We start from the raw sequence: 18060 nt of genomic DNA, 5'->3' as shown, positions 1-18060 counted from the left end.
CTACCTGCGGTTAGAGTTTAAAACCACGGTGAACTGCAACAATACCACCTGTTAAATTGTGATAATCGCAGTTTTGGAAGCCCGCATTCTCCATCATGCTTTTCAATGTGCGTTGATCTGGGTGCATACGAATTGATTCAGCAAGATATTTATAGCTTTCAGCATCATTTGCCACAATTTTACCCATGATTGGTAAAGCAGTGAATGAGTACAAATCATAGAGTTTTGAGAAAGGCTCAAACACTGGTTTTGAAAACTCTAATACAAGTAAGCGACCACCTGGTTTAAGTACACGATACATTGCTGCAAGCGCTGCATCTTTGTCTGTTACATTGCGCAGACCAAAACTGATGGTGAGTAAATCAAAACTGTTATCTTCGAAAGGTTCAAGGGTTTCAGCATTCGCCAGTACAAAATCAACGTTGGTACAACCCGCGTCGATCAGACGGTCGCGACCTACATTCAGCATTGATTCATTAATATCAGATAATACAACATGCCCAGTAGGACCAACTTCACGGCTAAATACTTTCGCTAAATCACCAGTACCACCAGCGATATCTAAAACGCGTTGCCCACGGCGAACGCCAGACATATTAATAGCAAAACGTTTCCACAAACGATGAATACCAAATGACATTAAGTCATTCATAATGTCGTATTTCGCCGCAACTGAATGGAAAACTTCAGCGACTTTTTGCGCTTTCTCTTCAGAATTTACGGTTTTATAACCGAAGTGTGTCGTCGGTCCAACGTTTCCAGTATTCGCACCACGTGGCAAATTATATTTCGGCACTGAAGAATGTACTGGCGTATCTGTCAGTTGCTTTTGTAGCGATTGTTGCTGACCTTGAGGTGCGCCAGTTGGTAATGGATCTGTTAAAAAAGGACTCACGTTGTCTTTATTATTTGCCGGCTCAACCTGAGCATGAGGCTGTTGATTTTCATTAGACATTCGAGTCACTCCTGAACACAAATAATATTAAATCTGAATTAAACTGCATAATGACAGATTCTTCAGTTTTTTTCAGTCTAGATTATGCAATTGATATGAATAATATACAGAATTAAAGCGAAGTTTCATCCATGAAATGAGAAGATGTTCTTTTATTTTCGATATTCTGACCAGACGCTTTTACGCTTTTTCGGCTGATCAGAATCTTGGCTGATGAATTTTAATTAAGCGATTTGGAAGGGATTTTCTTTCCCTGAGTGTACATTATTTACAATGATTCGCTCTTTTTCAGTAAAACTCCGAATGAAGGTGGCAGCCGATTTCATTGGTTTCATAGCGACAAAGCCTTCACCAATAAAGTCATACATCAGTTCAAAATTATATTTGCTTGCTGCACCTTTACACATTTTAAACGCTGTGTGCATGATGAATGAACGCATATATTTGTCCAGACTTAGACCGAGCTCATCCAACAGATTGAGTTGTTCATGGCGCGCTTGCTCTTGATCTAAAGCCACTAAAGTTTCACGCATCATTTCATCAGTAATGGGTTGGTCTTTTGGATAATGTTGGAGTAAATACTGTGCAACTTGTTCATCCAATTGCATCGCCAAGACCGCTAGTCCTACAGACTTTAATCCGGTTTTAATAGCATTTTCTGGAATGATTTTTTCAGCTTTGTGTGCGTATTTTAGTAAACGTTCGATTTGCAATGCTAGGTCATCAAATTCTGGGCCACCATAAAGACGGTTAATAAAATATTGAGCCATCAACTTATTTTTGTCTTCAGCGAATAACTCAGCATGTGTTTGAAGTATGCGCTGTTTTAGCCAATTTTGAGCATCATTTAACCTTTGTTTAAGTGCCGGATCCTGATGATAATTGAGTTGTTTGTATTGTTCTAAAAGTTGATCTAATGCAGCAAGTTTGGACATGTTCTAGCTCAATTAAAAGGACTGAAAAAAGCATAATAGGTTGGATTGTGCTCGACTATGACTGTTGAAATCTAAAATAAAACCTTTCAGGTCAGTCATGGATGAAAAGACAATTGCAATAAATTGTACCTGAAGATTTAAGTTGATACTGTTCCTTGAGTATACTGTCGAAAATACAATAATTTTGAGTGGGCTATGTCTGAACCAAAACAACAATCTGATAAAAATACTGATCAACCCGAAGATAAGAAAAAAACATTTGATGCAGATCAGATCAATTTGGACTTAATTGAAGCGCAATATGCACTCAAAGATACACGCGGTAAGAAAAATGCCAAAAGCTTAGTTGTGTTGGTAAGTGGCATCGAGTTAGCTGGTAAAGGAGAATCGGTTAAGCAATTAAGAGAATGGGTCGATCCACGATATTTGAAAGTCAAAGCTGACCCTCCTCACCTTATCCAGCCAAATATCCCATATTGGCAACCTTATGCACGTTATATTCCTGCTGAAGGGCAAATGATCGTTATGTTTGGGAATTGGTATAGTGATCTCTTGGCCACATCCTTACATGTTTCAAAACCATTTGATGAAACCATGTTCGAAAATTATTTGCAGCAAATGCAAAGCTTTGAGCAGGATTTAAAAAATAATCATGTTGATGTCGTGAAAGTTTGGTTTGATTTATCGTGGAAATCATTACAGAAGCGTTTAGATAAAATTGAACCTTCGGAGCAGCGTTGGCATAAATTGCATGGGCTGGATTGGCGCAATAAAAAACAATATGAAAATGTACAACGATTGCGTCAAAAATTTACCCAAGACTGGGTCATTATCGATTGTGAAGATGAAGTATGTCGTGATCAGCAATTCGTAGAAGTTGTATTAACGCGACTGAAAGATTTGCCAAATCATCCTCAAAAAATGCGCCAAAAATGGCATCAAGCGGATATCCCAGAAGTTTTAACGTCCCCCAATGAAGCAGCACTTGAAAAAGATCAGTATAAGGCTGAACTCAAGAAACTGACCAAGAAGGTCGCTGAAGCATTACGCGCAGAAGGACAAAAAACGGTGATCGTTTTTGAGGGGATGGATGCCGCAGGTAAAGGTGGTGCGATCAAGCGTATTGTGAAAAAGCTCGATCCAAGAGAATATGGAATTTATAACATTTCTGCGCCCGAAAAGTATGAATTGGCGCGGCCTTATCTCTGGCGTTTTTGGAATAAACTGCTTGAAGATGAAAAAATCTCGATTTTCGATCGTTCTTGGTACGGTCGTGTATTGGTGGAAAGAGTTGAAGGTTTTGCAACGGATGTAGAGTGGAAACGTGCATATGATGAGATTAATCGCTTTGAAAAAGATCTAGTAGATACGCAAACAGTCGTTATTAAGTTTTGGTTGGCCATCAGTCAAGAAGAGCAAGCCAATCGTTTCAAAGCACGAGAGGAAACACCGCATAAGCGTTTTAAAATTACGGCTGAAGATTGGCGTAATCGCAAACGTTGGGATGATTATTTATTGGCTGCAGCAGACATGCTCCATCGAACAAATACCGAAGATGCGCCGTGGTATATCATTGCTACCAATGATAAATATACTGCACGCCTTGAAATTTTGAAGGCAATTTTGAAACAATTAAAAGCAGATGTTTAGAGCTGGTGAGAGATATAAATAAAGCCCTTACAGGGCTTTATTTATACGTATAAGGTTTTATGTGTTAAGCGTATTTCACAACATTTGCTTGTTGTTTTTGTTGAATGCTTTTGGCAAGTTTATAGCTTTCTTCAACATGAGCCTCAGCCACTTTTTTCATGACAATATAACCCAAGCTAGCTGCAATAATTGAACCACCCAGCGGAATAAACTTAGTCACTTGCTTGGTCAACACTTTGGCTGCCACATTGTTCAGCGAAGCTTTAGCGGCAGTACGAGCCACCACTAGACCAGAAAACTCGAAACCGCGTTTGCGTAGTTCGTTCCAATGGATTTTTTTGGTTTGAGGATCAAAAACGCTGATTTGTTCAGGAGCTAAGCCAAAGCGAGCATTAATTTCTGGAATTAAAATTGACAACATACCTACGTCAATCACAACATCTAAAAAGGGCACAGGAATGACAGCAACACCTGCTGAAACATAAGAGCGTTTTTTGACGAGATCAAGACATTCATCTCGAATTTGTTCTAAATTTAAATTTGGGTCGATTGTTTCTGGAATTTTATCAATTTTCATTTATTTATCACCTAATCAAAGTCTATGGTTCTCGATCCATCACATGATGAACATAGCGCGAGATGAAAGTTTTATTAAAGTCATAAAGTAAAAGTGACATAGTCAGATTAAGATGTATAGTAATTTATGTTTATGATTTTGTTCACACAACTTCATAACGTGTTCGTTGTATGGTGAAAGGGACCTTATGGGAATTCATGTAATTCAAAGTCAGCGCATTGAAGTTTTGGTACAAGGCATCATCACGACTCAAAAGCGTCCCACGAACAACCCATTTGCAGTCCTACAGCAACAACATTTTGTGGTGCCTTCTGCGGCAATGCAAGAGTGGTTAACCCAACGGTTATCTGAGCACCAAGGCATCAGTGCAAATACATTTTTCCATCAACGAATTCGTGGCTTTCAATGGTATGCCTACCAGCAAATTCTGAGTGACAAAGATAAAGTGCGTAAAGCGAATATTCCACGTCTCATTATGAAGTGGCGTATTTTCCAAGCGCTCAAACCTTTTATACAGCGTGGGCATAATCAGCTTGAGGTTGAACATCCTTTATTCCCATTAATCACACGTATCTATGACAGCGCAGCACGTATTGAACAGTCAAATGAACAATATCGAAAAAAAATGAGCATGTTGTATTGGGTGTCTGATCAAGTGTCAAAATTGTTCAGCCATTACATGATTTATCGAGCAGATTGTCGCCGAGGATGTGAATATGATTGTCGTTGTCCTGAAAATTGGATTCAGGTATGGGGGCGTAATGAAGCACTCAATATTGAACAACAATTACAATATTTAAATGATCAAGATTCCAGTTTTAAATTTACGCAGGCACAACAATTAGAGGCTTGGCAACGTTGGTTATGGCTCAATATTTTTCATGAAGACTTTGTTGAAATGCAAAGTATTGATCATGATTTTTGGGCTGTACTTCGTGATGAACAGCAACAGAAAATAGCCCTCAAAAAACTACCACAGCAACTGATCGTTTTTACACTCTTGGATTTACCACCAAGTCAATTACAGTTTTTGCGCCGGTTGGGTCAGTACATTGATGTGTTGATTTTGCATTACAATCCCTCACAAGAATATTGGGCGGATAGTGTCGATCCGAATTGGAAAAAACAATATGACTTAAAGCTCAAAGAGCGATATATCGAAAAGTTTCAGCAAAAGCATCAAAGAAAACCAGCTGATAATGAAGTTGAGCAGTTTTTTGAGAATTTTAGTCTGAGCTTTAATGGGCTGGCACGTGAGTCCAGACATCCCTTATTAACACGAATGGGCAAGCAGGCACGTGATCACTTTTCTCTGCTGTCTAACCTTTCCTCGGGTGATGAGGGGCAGTGGATAGATGCTTTTGTGGATGAAGCACCGCAGCATTTACTGAGCCAATTGCAATCAGATATTTTACATTTGGTTGAACCTCAAGCTCAAAGTTATGTATTAGATCCAGCAGACGATTCAATCCACATTCATGTTTGTCATTCCGCTATACGACAGCTTGAAGTCTTAAAAGATCAATTGACCCGATGGCTTGCTCAGTCAACAGCAGAAGCACCACGCCGTCCGAGTGATATTTTAGTTCTTGCACCTGATCTGAAACAAATTGAGCCTTTGATACGGAGTGTGTTTCCGCAAAAAAATACTGCAACAGGTGTTTATCTGCCAGTAAAGCTAGCTGGTATCACGCAGTTAGATACAGTATTGGCATGGCGTTCAGTGTTAGGGCGAATTGAACTGATACAAAGTCGATTTACCATTGATGATTTTGCTGATTGGTTGAACTTAGCAGCGACCCAAGTGAGATATTGCTTAGACATTAATGGTACTGAGCGCATCTTATCTTTGTTGAGACAAGCGGGATTTCGACGAGGTTTGGATGAACAACATCTGCAAAAAACATTGGCGGAGTATGATCAAGACTATCGGTTCAGTTTTAAGTATGCCTTAGATCGTTTGGCGCTGGGTGTGGCTGTTCCAGTTCATGCGATGTTTGAGGAGACCTTAAGTTCTCATATAGTGGACTCGGGTGATTTTCACTTAATTGCCACGCTCATTGAAATATATAAGCACTTTGCAGAGCGTCGAGATTGGCTCACGACGATTGAAATCGAAAATGAACAAGAGACGTCAGAGCATGTTGAATTTTGGCTCAATCGTTTAATTTTAGAAGTTAATGAGTTTGAAAGCGCTGGTGTAAGCTCGTTAGAGATGATCAAAGAGATTATTCAAAAGCAAATAAGAATGCTAACGCTGGCAAATTTCTATGAAGAACATGATCAAGCCATTCTTAAAAACATACGTTTGCCTTTGAGCTATATTCTGACTGAAATCCAAAGTATCCTTGAATCGCAACTTGATTATGCATTGCCAACTGGACAAATTACATTTAGTCAAATTGGTTTGATTCGTCCAATACCGTATAAGTTAATTATCATGATGAATTTAGATGGGGGGAAGTTTCCAAATCGGGAGAGCCATTTACCTTTTGATTTAATGGATTTATTCAAGCCAATGATTGGTGATCGATCACGTTTAGACGATGATCAAGGTGCTTTTTTAGATGCTTTGTTGTTGGCCAAAGATAATCTCTGGCTATTCTATAATGGTTTTGATGTAGCCGATGGTGAAGTACGAGATCCATCGAGTAGTGTTCAGGAATTACTCCAACATCTCGCGTGGATCATAAAAACATCAGATCAATCTTCCTCGAATCCTCTCATTGATATTGATGGCATTCAAGTTCATCAGAATTTGAGCACACTCTACACGGTACATCCTTTGCAACCCTTTGATCCTGATGGTTTTCAGCAACAGCATCAGCGCTATGAAGATGAATGGTATGCCGTGGCTTCTAACCTCAATCGTCAGGATCAACGTGGTCATAGAGAGGCTTGGATTAATACCACGCTTGAATTGAATCAGGACATCATGGTCTTGGATGCTGAACAATGGATCAAAGATATTTGTTTTCCTGCGCGTCTTTATTTAAAAACCTTAGGCGTATCTAATTTAAAGGATCAGGATTTACCTGAGGTGAATGAGCCGTTGTTATTAGATGGATTGGCGCGATACTCTATTCGTGACTTTTTACAACAGCAGCCAAATGTTTCGAAGCTTCAGACTGAATTACTCAGTGACCAGCTTCCTGTCGGCAAATTACAAGAAGTCAGTTTGAAAATGAGTCTGTTAGAACATCAACAGTTATTAAAAAGGCAAATGTACTATATTGATGAGCCGACCAAAATCACTCAGCGCGTCATAGCAATAGATGATATACAGCTTCAAGTGACCGTTCCTCAAGGGAATGAGATGAGCTGGGTGAGTGTTTCAACATCCAGTGCACGCGCACAACGACGAGCACATGTATGGTTAGAATACTTACTTTGGTTAAGTTATCGAGACTTACCAGATCCCCTTGCAACTGAAATGCAGCGCATCCAAATCTTTAGCGATAAAACGATCATCTGTACTGGCCTGACGACGAAACAAGCTCAGGATATGCTTTCCCAATGGATTCAGGCATATAAACAAGCTCAGATAGAGCCTCTCGTTTTACCTGCAGCATTGCTGATGAAACTTGCGGTAGATGGAAAAGCATTAGAATGGGTCACTGATGAAGAGGGTCATCAGCAGTTAAACAACTTCGATAAGCTATTAAATGAGTGGAATAAAAGCGATGCCTTTCTGAGTTATAGTTTAAATGACAGCGAAGAAAGTCATTTGCACCGAGATTGGCAGTATATTTTACAAGATTTAGATGCTGAGCATCTATTAAAACAAGCGTGTGATCAGTTTGCTTATGTCTTATATCAGCCGATATATATGTATCAATCGGAGGCTGAAATATGAGTCAAAAGCCTATAGTCTCATATCAGCCAATTGTGGATATGCATTTCACTGGATTGCATTGGATTGAGGCATCTGCAGGAACTGGAAAAACGTATACGCTCTCCAGCCTCATGGTCAGAATTTTATTAGAAGAATATTTACCAAAGCAGATTATTGCGACGACATTTACACGCAAAGCAGCGGCTGAATTGAAAAGTCGAATTCGTGCACGTTTAATCGAGGTACTTGGACTTTTAGAGTCATGCCGTGAGTTAACTCAAGATCAAGTTCAAGCGCGTGCAAAATTAGAATCAGATATTTTATATCAAGTGATTTTAAATCAATTTTCTGGCTTGATTGCACATGCATGTGCACGTTTAAAATTGGTGATAGATCAGCTTGAAGAACTCTTTGTTGGAACCTTAGATAGCTTTAGCCAAAAGCTTCTTCGTGAATTTGCATTTGAGAGCGGTAAAATTGAACGAATGCAAATCACCAATGATGCAAAACAATATACGGTTCAGTTAATTCATGATGAATTACGGGCATGGATTCATCAGCAGCCTCAATCAACTGTAGATTATTTGCTGCTTAAGAAAAAAATTAAGTCACAAGATGCTTATATCGATTTAATTGAAACCAGTTTGAATTTTTCCTCTGCTTATTTCAAAGCAGTGCCAGCGCCGACCATAGATGTAGATGCTTTCGAAACTCATGCAGAGCGCTTCATGCAGATCGAGCTTGAAACGCTTGATTCATTAACAGACTTTTATGATCCTGAAGGGCAGTATTATGCTGTAGTCGCAAAGAAGTGGCGCGATCAAGATAAATTAAAAATTACACTCACGCAGTTGTTGCCTGAATTCCTTGATCAAGTTAAATCCCAAGGCATTGAAGTCATTTTTGCGTCGCATCTCAGCACCCATCTTAGTCAGTTGAATGAATTGAGAAAAAAAGTTCTCAATAAATGTCCCGTCGATGTTTTGGCGGCATTTGAGCAACATCCTATTATTGTTGAACTTGCTGAGTTTTTTAAACACTTTGACAAGCTCAACCAACAACTCGAGTATTTGGAGAGTTATTTACAATATTATTTAGCACAACAAGTAAAACAACGTTTGCCAGAGTTGTTACAGCAAAAATCAGAAACCACGTTTTCACAGCAAATTCGAACTTTGGCCGAAGCACTGCAGGGAGCGCAAGGTCAGGAGTTTGCAAAGTACGTTCACGCGCGTTACCCACTTATTTTAGTGGATGAGTTTCAGGATACCAACCAAGATCAAGATGATATGTTGGCGCAGATTTGGAGACATCCAAGTCGCGTGAAGCAGGGTTGTATGATTATGGTGGGAGACCGTAAGCAAGCGATCTACGGTTTCCGCGGTGGAGACATGCTCACGTTCCTAAAAGCATATCAAGATGTTGAAACTAAAGCAGGACGTTTTTACCAACTTGTGCATAATCATCGCTCAGTGAAACCATTGGTCGAAGTCGTCGATGCTTTGTTTCAACAACAAATGGATTTTGGTGAGCAAGTTGAATATACGCCTGTTACAGCAGGTACTCTACCGCATCCAGTATTGATCCAGTCCGATTTAAAAAATTATGCTCCGCTTCGTTGGGTTCAAGTAAATGATAAGGAACACGAGTTAGAGCAGGTTGCTTGGAAGATACGGGATTTGCTCAATCAGGCTGCTCAAAGTCAGCTATATTTCGAAAAGCAGGGGCAACGTATTGAGCTTCAGGCAGATGATATCGCTGTTTTGTCTCGTAACAATCCTGATTTAGAGAAAGTTCATCATCACTTATTGATGTTAGGCATTCCTGTGAATCGACCTTCACGAAAAAGTGTCTTCAAAAGTGGAATTGCTCGAGATGTTGGTGCAATTTTGGCAGCGATCATGAATCCATTTGATGAAGCTAAATTAAAGAGAGCTTTACTTACACGATTGATGGGTTTTAATTTACATCGCTTTTTGCAACTTCAAATTCAAGCAGATGGATTAAGTTTATTTATCACGAAATTTGAAGAAATTCGTGAAATGTGGATGGGCCAAGGCTTTTTAACAGCATGGCAAAGTTTCCTCACAGAATTCAAAGTTTGGACAAACTTGGTTGAGCAATTCAGCTATGACAATGAACGCGAAGTGGTCAATCTGCGACACATTTCAGAGTTGTTGAGCCAAAACAGTGATGAGTTAAGAGGTATGCATACTCTTTATCACTGGTATATGCGCCAGCTTTCAAATCCGATGGAAAGAGAGTGGGAAATTGAAAGACAATTAAGTAATCAAGCAGGCGTTCAACTTTTAACTATTCACCAATCTAAAGGATTGGAGTTTAAGATTGTATTCTTGCTTGGCGCAGATCGTAAGCTGTCAGATCGAAGCGAACTTAACTTTTCAATTCGTGAAGTGCAGGATCATGGAACTGGAAAGTCCGTCGCACAACGTGTCGTGGCGTTAAAGCGTGAAGAATTGTTGGAACCATTAGAGGTTGAGCAACATGACCAACGTGCTTTGGCAGAGCATCGACGATTATGGTATGTGGCCTTAACTCGAGCACAACACCGCGTTTATGCAATGATGAGTGATCAAAAAGGGCAATCTATTTATGGTTTGGCGTATTGGCGTGGTCATGGTGCGAACCAATTTCAGCATGCTTTTAGTTTAGATGAGCCATGTTTAGAGCAATGTCCTGAGAAAATAATCGCAAAAAAAGAATATCATACTGTTCAAATGATTGCGCAGAAATATCCTCAAGTTCAGTTTTATCCTAGAGCCAAAACCAGTTTTAGTTATCTCGCACAACATTTGAGTCATCAACAAATTAAAGATCGTATGGCGGCTCAAGATATAATCGAACATCATGCGAGTGATGAGGTCAATGCTGTGACGCTCGTGACTTCATATCAACTTGAGGATTTGGATCATCAACAACCTTTGAGTTGGATTCGTGCTCATTTTCCGATGGGAACATTAGCTGGAAATTTCCTACATGAAATTTTTGAACATATCGATTTTCAAGATCGCCGAGATTGGACATTAGAAATTCGCCGCCGTTTTAAAAATGCCTATTCGAGTTTATGGGAGCAATTATTCGCTAAATTTCAATCAGATTTTCCTCAACATCATGATGCCGAGCAACATCTGTTAGAAATGATGGCTGAATGGTTAGCAGAGGTTTTAGAGACACCTATTCAACCTGAATTTCGACTCAAACAATTAGTAACTGAAGCACATTTGGCTGAATTTCCATTCTATTTGGCTTTAGCAGACCGAATATTTGGTATTCAGCGTATTCAGCAATTATTTTTAGAGTTTGGGCTTAATATGCCCGAATTCAATGCTGCAAATTCAGCACGTTACCTCAATGGTTCAATTGACTTGGTTTATTATGATGGGAAGCGCTATCACATTGCCGACTATAAGAGTAATTATCTCGGAAATCATGTGGAAGACTATTCAGCTCAAGCTATTCAGCTGAGCATGACGCATGCAAGTTATTGGCTACAAGCAGCCCTATATTTGGTGGCATTACATCGCTATTTAAGTATTCATATTGATGACTACAACATCGATCGAGATCTTGGTGGTGCCAGTTATTTATATTTACGTGGGATGAATGGCACTGACCAATATGGTTTTAATTATTGGCGTCCTAGTTCAGAATTTATTCTAAGATTAGATGCAATATTGGGCTATTTTTCTGACGATAAAAACAGCCAAATAGCATGAATATTTAAATGAATTTATTATTAATCATTAATTTATCTTGTGGATAATATTGATGATAAATGTGTAGATAACTATGAGGATAACTGTGTGGAAATTAATCAGAATGAAAAAGTTGATGTTCCTCAATGGGTAACAACTTGGGCTGAATATATCCTAAATCAGTATCTTTCATCAGATGATTTAAATGAACAATCCATTAACACCATTGAACAAGTTCTGATGGCATCTACTATCGGCGATAGTTGTATTGATTTGAAAGGGGATGTTATCCAAGATCTGAGTAAGCTACTCGTGAGCGCAGAGCTTGCAGAGCAACAGGTCGCGCCTTTTGTTTATGATCAGAACTATTTGTATTTATATCGCTATTGGCAATTAGAGCAGCGTTTAGCTCAACAAGTTTATCGTTTAAAGCAGCAAACGATAGTGCCTGTAGATTGCACAAAATATGAAAAATTATTAACCGATCCATTTCAAAAGCAAGCTCTGGAAATGGTATCAAGGCAAGCGTTGAGTATGATTACGGGTGGTCCAGGTACAGGGAAAACGTATACTCTAGCGCGTATTATTGCTGTATTAAATGAGTCGAATCATCAGTTAAGAATCGCAATGGCTGCACCGACAGGAAAAGCTGCACAGCGAATGAAAGAAGCATTGCAAAACTCATTAAATGACGATGCAATGCTCAATATGGGTTTGGATATTGCCCACTTAAAGCAGCAAAATACGTTAACGATTCACCGTCTTCTGGGTTTAGGGCATAGCGCTCAACCTAAATACAGTCTGAAAAAGCCATTACCCTATGATGTGGTGGTGATTGATGAAGCCTCAATGCTCGATCTCAATCTCGCAACGATGCTTTTTGAAGCGATTCCAGACCAATGTCGTTTGATCTTGTTAGGGGATGCACAGCAGTTGGCCTCGGTTGATGTGGGGATGGTTTTGGCGGATTTACAACAAGTAAAAGCGCTTAAAGACCATCACGTCAATTTAGTGACCAGTCGAAGATTCAAAGCAGGTGCAAAAATAGGTGATTTGGCAAGGTTCATCCAGTCACATCAATGCTCACCACAAAGCTCTAAAGTTGAGGTATTGGCTAAATTTGAGAAGGAGATTTGTAGAGCATCTGAAATCCAACAGATTAATTTAGCTGAGCTTCAAGAGGATCTTGTTCAACTAGAGTATTTGAATAAAGCATATTCAGATCAAGATTTAAAAGCCTATTATCTTAAATTAAGCTCGGGGTTTACGGATTACTTTAAAGCACTCAACCTTTATGTCAGAAATGGATATCAGCAGCAGGATGTAGCTGATATTATTCAAAAATTTGATGATTATAGGGTCTTAGCTGCAGTGAGACATGGACATTTGGGATTGAATCGTTTGAATGATGAAATTGAGAGGGAGCTATTTCAGTATATGAGGATATCACGACACGACCTTTGGTATATTGGTCGCCCTGTCATGATGACATATAACGATTATCAACTCGGGCTTTCTAATGGTGATATTGGGATATGTCTCAGACATCGCCAGTTTGCTGATCAATTTGAAGTATATTTTCCAAGTCTTGACCAATGGTTTCCAGCATCACGTTTACCAAAGTCAATGCAAACCTGTTATGCGCTGAGCATTCATAAGTCGCAAGGTTCTGAATTTAAACACACTGCAGTTGTGTTAGATGAGTTTGCGTCACGTCTATTGAGCCAAGAATTATTGTATACCGCGATTACGAGGGCAAAAAAAGCAGTCAGTTTATTGGTGGATACTGATGCTTTATTTGAGGCAATAAACGTTAAAACAATAAGAAAAACAGGTTTATTGAATAAATTAAACACTTTATTTATATCTAATGTTTAACGATTGGTTGAAAATAGAAAATCTTTGTAGGAAATATCTTACAAGGATTCGAGAAATTGGCGCATAGAGCTTCGTACAATTTTTTGCGATGATTGCTTGCATAAAAGGTTCAACACGGAAAGTTGAGCAATATCGCATAATTACAATAATTTATAGTCGAGAGACTGCGAACTTACAATGATGTAAGTGATAAAAGAGGAAACTTACAGCCGCTAAGCCTTGTAGTTTTGGGAGAGACTACAGGGCTTTTTTATATACATATGAGATTAAATTGATTACATAATGTACGCAATTTCTTACATAAAGATCAGAAAACTGCGACTTGTGTTGCATAATGAATCTGGCAAAATAGTCATATAAGGAAATGAAACCTTAAGAACAAGGACCGTATTAATAATAAATGTGTGTGCAGCACTTACAATAAAAATATAAATAACAGAATCATAACTAAAATATAAGAATCTACAGCGCAAAAAAGGCCCTATGACTTGTCATAGGGCCTTTTTTAACCGTTTATCTCAATCTTGATTTTTAGGCATCTTTATACTTGTTTTGACTTAACGATTCTATTAAAGTGCGTAAAAATTATCACTTTACAAAAAAACAATGAAAAACTTCATAATTTTAATCATTTTGGTGAGTGTTGTTTTGTTTGGGTTGTATAAATGTTTTAAGCCTGCAGATCAAAACACTTCCTCAGTCACTCAGATTGATTCTCTATCTGCTTCTGAGAGTGGACAGCAAACGCCAATAGCCCTTAATGAAGATCAAGTCGAAGATTTAAACGAGTCTGAGAAGATGCCTGTTACTGATTCTCCAGATTTAGTGGATCCGAAGAGCGATTTTTCGATTAAGCCTATTGATCCAGAAACTGATCCAGCCAATCAAGTGTAATTTTTTACCCTGCGCACTAAAAACATAACAACGGAGAACAATTATGTTTAAAACTTTATCATTAAGCGCATGTTTGAGTGTTTTGATGGTCGGTACTGCAATGGCTCAAATGAGCCCTGTAGCAGCTAACGCTAAATTGAACAATCAGGCAAAACAAAAAGTGTCGAAAGGTGGTATTAATCTGTCGGCATTATTGAACAACAGTTCAAATGATCTAATCGTTGAATATCATATTGACACTAATCATTTAGAAATTAATCGCGCTCAACTTCGTGAACATCTTGCTCAAAAGAAGCAATCGATTCAATCGAAGTTTAAGCGTTTAGGTGGTATTCAATTACTACGTGATTATAATGCTTTACCATTCAGTTTTCATCGCGTTCAAAAGCGTGACACGCTTGTAAGCTTGCTGAACGACCCGAATGTAAAAGCTGTTTATCCAAATAATATTTCTTATACGACAGCATCTGAAAGTCTACCTTTAATTGGGCAAGTACCTGCGGCTGCGCAAGGCTATACTGGTGCAGGGACAACAATTGCTATCTTAGATACAGGTATTAATTACCGACATTCAGACTTTGGTAATTGTACAGCACCAGGTGTACCATCATCCACTTGTAAAGTTTCGGATACTATTGAAATTGCTCGAGAAGACTATCAGTTAGATGTTAATGGGCATGGAACTAACGTTGCTGCGATTGCTTCTAAAGTTGCACCAGGTGCAAAAATTGTGATGCTCGATGTATTCACTGGCAGTACTACTAGAAATGGTGGTGGTGCATCCGATTATGACATGATTGGTGCCCTGAACTGGGTAGTGAACCATGCTCAAAGCAAAAATATTAAATCAGTGAACTTGAGTATTGGTGATGGAAGAAGTTACTCATCTACCTGTACGTCTTCTGCACTTGCTGAGTCATTTGAAAAATTAAGAAGCTATGGCGTGCTGCCAGTTGTTGCATCAGGTAATAACAAACATACGGGTGGTATCTCGTATCCAGCATGTACAGCAGGCGCAGTAAGTGTGGGCGCTGTTTATGACTCAAATGTCGGTTACACTTCATATCCTTGGCCGACAAACTGTGTAGACAGTTCAACATATAGCGATAAAGTGACATGTTTCAGTAACTCAAGTCGCAATTTAACTTTATTAGCACCTGGGGCAAAAATCACAGCGGGTGGTTATACATTAAGTGGTACTTCAATGGCTGCACCTCACGTTGCGGGTGCTGTTGCTGTGTTGCGTGCGAATAATGCTTTCCCAAGTGAATCCCTAGATCAAGTTGTTGCACGTATGACTTCTACGGGGACTTTAGTGACTGATCAACGTAACTCGGTTCGTACACCTCGTTTAAATTTACTTGCTGCATTAAATGGTGCTCCAACTACTCCAGCGCCAGCACCACAGCCACCAGTAGTTGAAAATCCAATCGTAACACCTGTTCCGACACCAACACCAACGCCAGCACCACAACGTAACTGTCGTACTTTCTTATTTGTGACAATCTGTAGTGGTTAATTAATAGCTAATAGATGAAAACTTTAAAAAAAGGCATCTAAATGATGCCTTTTTTACATTGATATTAAACACGTTCAGTTTCAGATTGATCAGTTCCGAATAACGCGCGTCTTTTTTCCTTAGGAATACTTGGGCATTGGTTGGATATTTGATATAGCACTTTTGCTAAAGCGGCTAAATGTGTGCCTAACACAGATTTCCCTGTATTTAAGAACGATACACTGATATCCCGTTGAGGGTCTGCCCAACATAAAATATTTGAGAAACCTAGATGACCAAAAGCTTGTCCAGTATTTGGGCCAAATATACCGATTGGATTACTACCTAACATCGGACCAAGTGCATAACGCATAGGTGCTAAAAGGTTGCGGTCTATTGTTGTATTGGATGTAGGGAGTGTTGCTCTGAAAACCGTTTCTGAATTGATAATTTGCTGGTCTTGATAACGACCACCATTGAGTAACATTTCAAAAAAACGATTGGCTTGTTCAGCACTGGTGTAAATATTTCCTGCAGGACAGACGGTATCCATAAAACGGGGATCATTGGTGACATCTACTGCTAGCTGCAATCCGCCGCCTAATACACGATTGAGATATAGGTCAGTCCCCAAAACAGGGTGAATCCCAGTTGGGTAATTTTTTGCGACGAGATGACGCAATTCAGGTTTTAAACCATAGTTGAAAAAAGGTAAATTCATTGGTTTTTCAATATGTTCGTGTAAGTAGTCACGAATATCTTGTCCTGTCACACGTTCAACCAATTCTCCTAAAATATATCCAGCAGTTACAGCATGATAAGAGAGTTGTGAGCCTACGGGTGCAATCGGTTTTGCTGCATAAAGATGCTCTAGGATCCCTTGACGATCAAATAAAAGCTCTGGAGTGACTTCAGTTTCAATTTTAGGAATACCGCCACGGTGTGATAACAAATGAAATATGGTGGCGCGTCGTTTACCATTAACGCCAAACTCTGGAATATAGCGACTCACAGGATCAAATAAGTTAATTTTCCCTTGTTGATCTAACAAATGCACTAACATGGCATTAACGATTTTAGAGGCAGAAAACATACAGACCGGTGTGTCTGGTGTCGCAACTTTAGAAGGATCTGTTTGATAGTTTGGACCAAGTTCTGTGTAACCAATACTGCGATTAATTAATATCTGACCCTTGCGACGTAAACACATACTGATCATTGGATGATTGCCAGTACGATAAAGTGCTTCAACACTGTGCCAAATTTTATCAATTTGCTGTTGCGTCATTCCCCCAAGTTCTGGCGCAACTTCGTCTTTATGACGAGTGATCGTAGTTAAGTCTTTTGGTGCTATGCACGTATTTGTAGAGAGTAATTTCACGTTCATTCCATGTTTCATTGTTTTTATAACAGGCAAGTTTGCCCTGCCAAAAAACAAAAGTCAGTATCTTTAACGACATGAATTGATGATTGTTTCTGTCAGAAGTTATTGAGCGGATAATTTTGCTTTTTGAGGGGGGTTCCTTTAAAATAGCATGCTGCTGTAGTGATGCACGGCAGTCAATTCCGCTTTGAAGAGCGTCATTGATTTGTATCAAATACTTTTAAATAAGCATCTCGGAGAAATCGAATGGCTTTAACAAACGCAGATCGCGCAGAGATCATTGCTAAATTTGCTCGCGCTGAAAACGACACTGGTTCACCAGAAGTTCAAGTAGCTCTTTTATCTGCTCAAATCAATGACTTACAAGGTCACTTCAAAGAGCACAAACACGACCACCATAGCCGTCGCGGTCTTATCCGTATGGTTAACCAACGTCGTAAGCTTCTTGACTACCTTAAAGGTAAAGATGCTACTCGTTACAGCGATTTGATTGCTGCTTTAGGTTTACGTCGTTAATTCGATTTAAACTTTATTTTCGGATTATTGCATGTTGAATGCTGTATTGCTGAAAACTAAAGGCGATCTAGTTTCGACTAGATCATGGGGAAGGGGCGAATAGTTTCGCTCCTTCTTTGTGTTTAAAAATAGTGTTTCTAGTGAGGTCGGCTTCTAAGCTTTGTCATTTAAAACCTGTGTTGTGAATGCCAAACCTTAGGGGTCTCCACTAGAATAAAATCA

11 protein-coding genes are annotated in these 18060 nt (G+C 39.2%); 7 read left to right on the top strand and 4 right to left on the bottom strand.

Features of this window, described 5'->3' with window-relative positions; genetic code table 11:
• Positions 1-10 precede the first annotated feature (10 nt).
• Positions 11-955: a bifunctional demethylmenaquinone methyltransferase/2-methoxy-6-polyprenyl-1,4-benzoquinol methylase UbiE gene (gene ubiE / locus FTV17_RS07870; RefSeq protein WP_179998846.1), complete on the bottom strand. Its 945-nt coding sequence runs from the start codon at positions 953-955 to the stop codon at positions 11-13.
• Between the two features lie 224 nt (positions 956-1179).
• Complete coding sequence (locus tag FTV17_RS07865; RefSeq protein ID WP_179998845.1) at positions 1180-1890, bottom strand: hypothetical protein; 711 nt, start codon at positions 1888-1890, stop codon at positions 1180-1182.
• A gap of 195 nt (positions 1891-2085) precedes the next feature.
• Between FTV17_RS07865 and FTV17_RS07860 the strand changes: the two genes are divergently transcribed.
• A complete protein-coding gene (locus FTV17_RS07860; protein ID WP_179998844.1) occupies positions 2086-3540 on the top strand; it encodes a phosphate--AMP phosphotransferase in 1455 nt (484 codons plus the stop codon).
• A gap of 64 nt (positions 3541-3604) precedes the next feature.
• On the opposite strand, the gene FTV17_RS07855 is transcribed toward FTV17_RS07860, so the two are convergent.
• Entirely contained in the window at positions 3605-4117 is a 513-nt protein-coding gene (locus FTV17_RS07855; RefSeq protein WP_179998843.1) for a hypothetical protein, read from the bottom strand.
• A 187-nt stretch (positions 4118-4304) separates the two neighbouring features.
• Here FTV17_RS07855 and FTV17_RS07850 point away from each other — a divergent pair, with 187 nt between their 5' ends.
• The 5 genes from FTV17_RS07850 to FTV17_RS07830 all read left to right on the top strand — a co-directional run bounded on the left by FTV17_RS07850 (position 4305) and on the right by FTV17_RS07830 (position 15959).
• Positions 4305-7973, top strand: a complete 3669-nt coding sequence (locus FTV17_RS07850) for an exodeoxyribonuclease V subunit gamma (RefSeq protein ID WP_179998842.1) — start codon at positions 4305-4307, stop codon at positions 7971-7973.
• Complete coding sequence (locus FTV17_RS07845; protein ID WP_179998841.1) at positions 7970-11689, top strand: UvrD-helicase domain-containing protein; 3720 nt, start codon at positions 7970-7972, stop codon at positions 11687-11689. Before FTV17_RS07850 ends, FTV17_RS07845 begins: the two co-directional genes overlap by 4 nt.
• 87 nt (positions 11690-11776) lie before the next feature.
• The gene (gene recD / locus FTV17_RS07840; RefSeq protein ID WP_179998840.1) at positions 11777-13546 is read left to right on the top strand and encodes an exodeoxyribonuclease V subunit alpha; all 1770 of its coding nucleotides are present in this window, start codon (positions 11777-11779) and stop codon (positions 13544-13546) included.
• A gap of 606 nt (positions 13547-14152) precedes the next feature.
• The gene (locus FTV17_RS07835) at positions 14153-14440 is read left to right on the top strand and encodes a hypothetical protein (RefSeq protein ID WP_179998839.1); all 288 of its coding nucleotides are present in this window, start codon (positions 14153-14155) and stop codon (positions 14438-14440) included.
• Between the two features lie 43 nt (positions 14441-14483).
• On the top strand, positions 14484-15959 hold the full coding sequence (locus tag FTV17_RS07830) for a S8 family serine peptidase (RefSeq protein ID WP_179998838.1): 1476 nt from the start codon (positions 14484-14486) through the stop codon (positions 15957-15959).
• 64 nt (positions 15960-16023) lie between these two features.
• On the opposite strand, the gene FTV17_RS07825 is transcribed toward FTV17_RS07830, so the two are convergent.
• Positions 16024-17319: a serine hydrolase domain-containing protein gene (locus tag FTV17_RS07825; protein WP_179998920.1), complete on the bottom strand. Its 1296-nt coding sequence runs from the start codon at positions 17317-17319 to the stop codon at positions 16024-16026.
• 249 nt (positions 17320-17568) lie between these two features.
• On the opposite strand from FTV17_RS07825, the gene rpsO reads away from it, so the two are divergent.
• The gene (gene rpsO / locus FTV17_RS07820) at positions 17569-17838 is read left to right on the top strand and encodes a 30S ribosomal protein S15 (RefSeq protein ID WP_035264047.1); all 270 of its coding nucleotides are present in this window, start codon (positions 17569-17571) and stop codon (positions 17836-17838) included.
• Positions 17839-18060: the final 222 nt, after the last annotated feature.

The sequence above is a fragment of the Acinetobacter sp. YH12239 genome (genome assembly GCF_013417635.1).
In the GTDB taxonomy this organism is placed as follows: Bacteria; Pseudomonadota; Gammaproteobacteria; order Pseudomonadales; family Moraxellaceae; genus Acinetobacter.
Note: the sequence above shows the minus strand (reverse complement) of the source record. Positions and strands in the feature narration are given on the sequence as shown.

Bases quoted from the DNA above. Each gene is read 5' to 3' on its own strand.
- ubiE (WP_179998846.1), bottom strand. From the start codon at position 955: ATGTCTAATGAAAATCAACAGCCTCATGCTCAGGTTGAGCCGGCAAAT.
- FTV17_RS07865 (WP_179998845.1), bottom strand. From the start codon at position 1,890: ATGTCCAAACTTGCTGCATTAGATCAACTTTTAGAACAATACAAACAA.
- FTV17_RS07860 (WP_179998844.1), top strand. From the start codon at position 2,086: ATGTCTGAACCAAAACAACAATCTGATAAAAATACTGATCAACCCGAA.
- FTV17_RS07855 (WP_179998843.1), bottom strand. From the start codon at position 4,117: ATGAAAATTGATAAAATTCCAGAAACAATCGACCCAAATTTAAATTTA.
- FTV17_RS07850 (WP_179998842.1), top strand. From the start codon at position 4,305: ATGGGAATTCATGTAATTCAAAGTCAGCGCATTGAAGTTTTGGTACAA.
- FTV17_RS07845 (WP_179998841.1), top strand. From the start codon at position 7,970: ATGAGTCAAAAGCCTATAGTCTCATATCAGCCAATTGTGGATATGCAT.
- FTV17_RS07835 (WP_179998839.1), top strand. From the start codon at position 14,153: ATGAAAAACTTCATAATTTTAATCATTTTGGTGAGTGTTGTTTTGTTT.
- FTV17_RS07830 (WP_179998838.1), top strand. From the start codon at position 14,484: ATGTTTAAAACTTTATCATTAAGCGCATGTTTGAGTGTTTTGATGGTC.
- rpsO (WP_035264047.1), top strand. From the start codon at position 17,569: ATGGCTTTAACAAACGCAGATCGCGCAGAGATCATTGCTAAATTTGCT.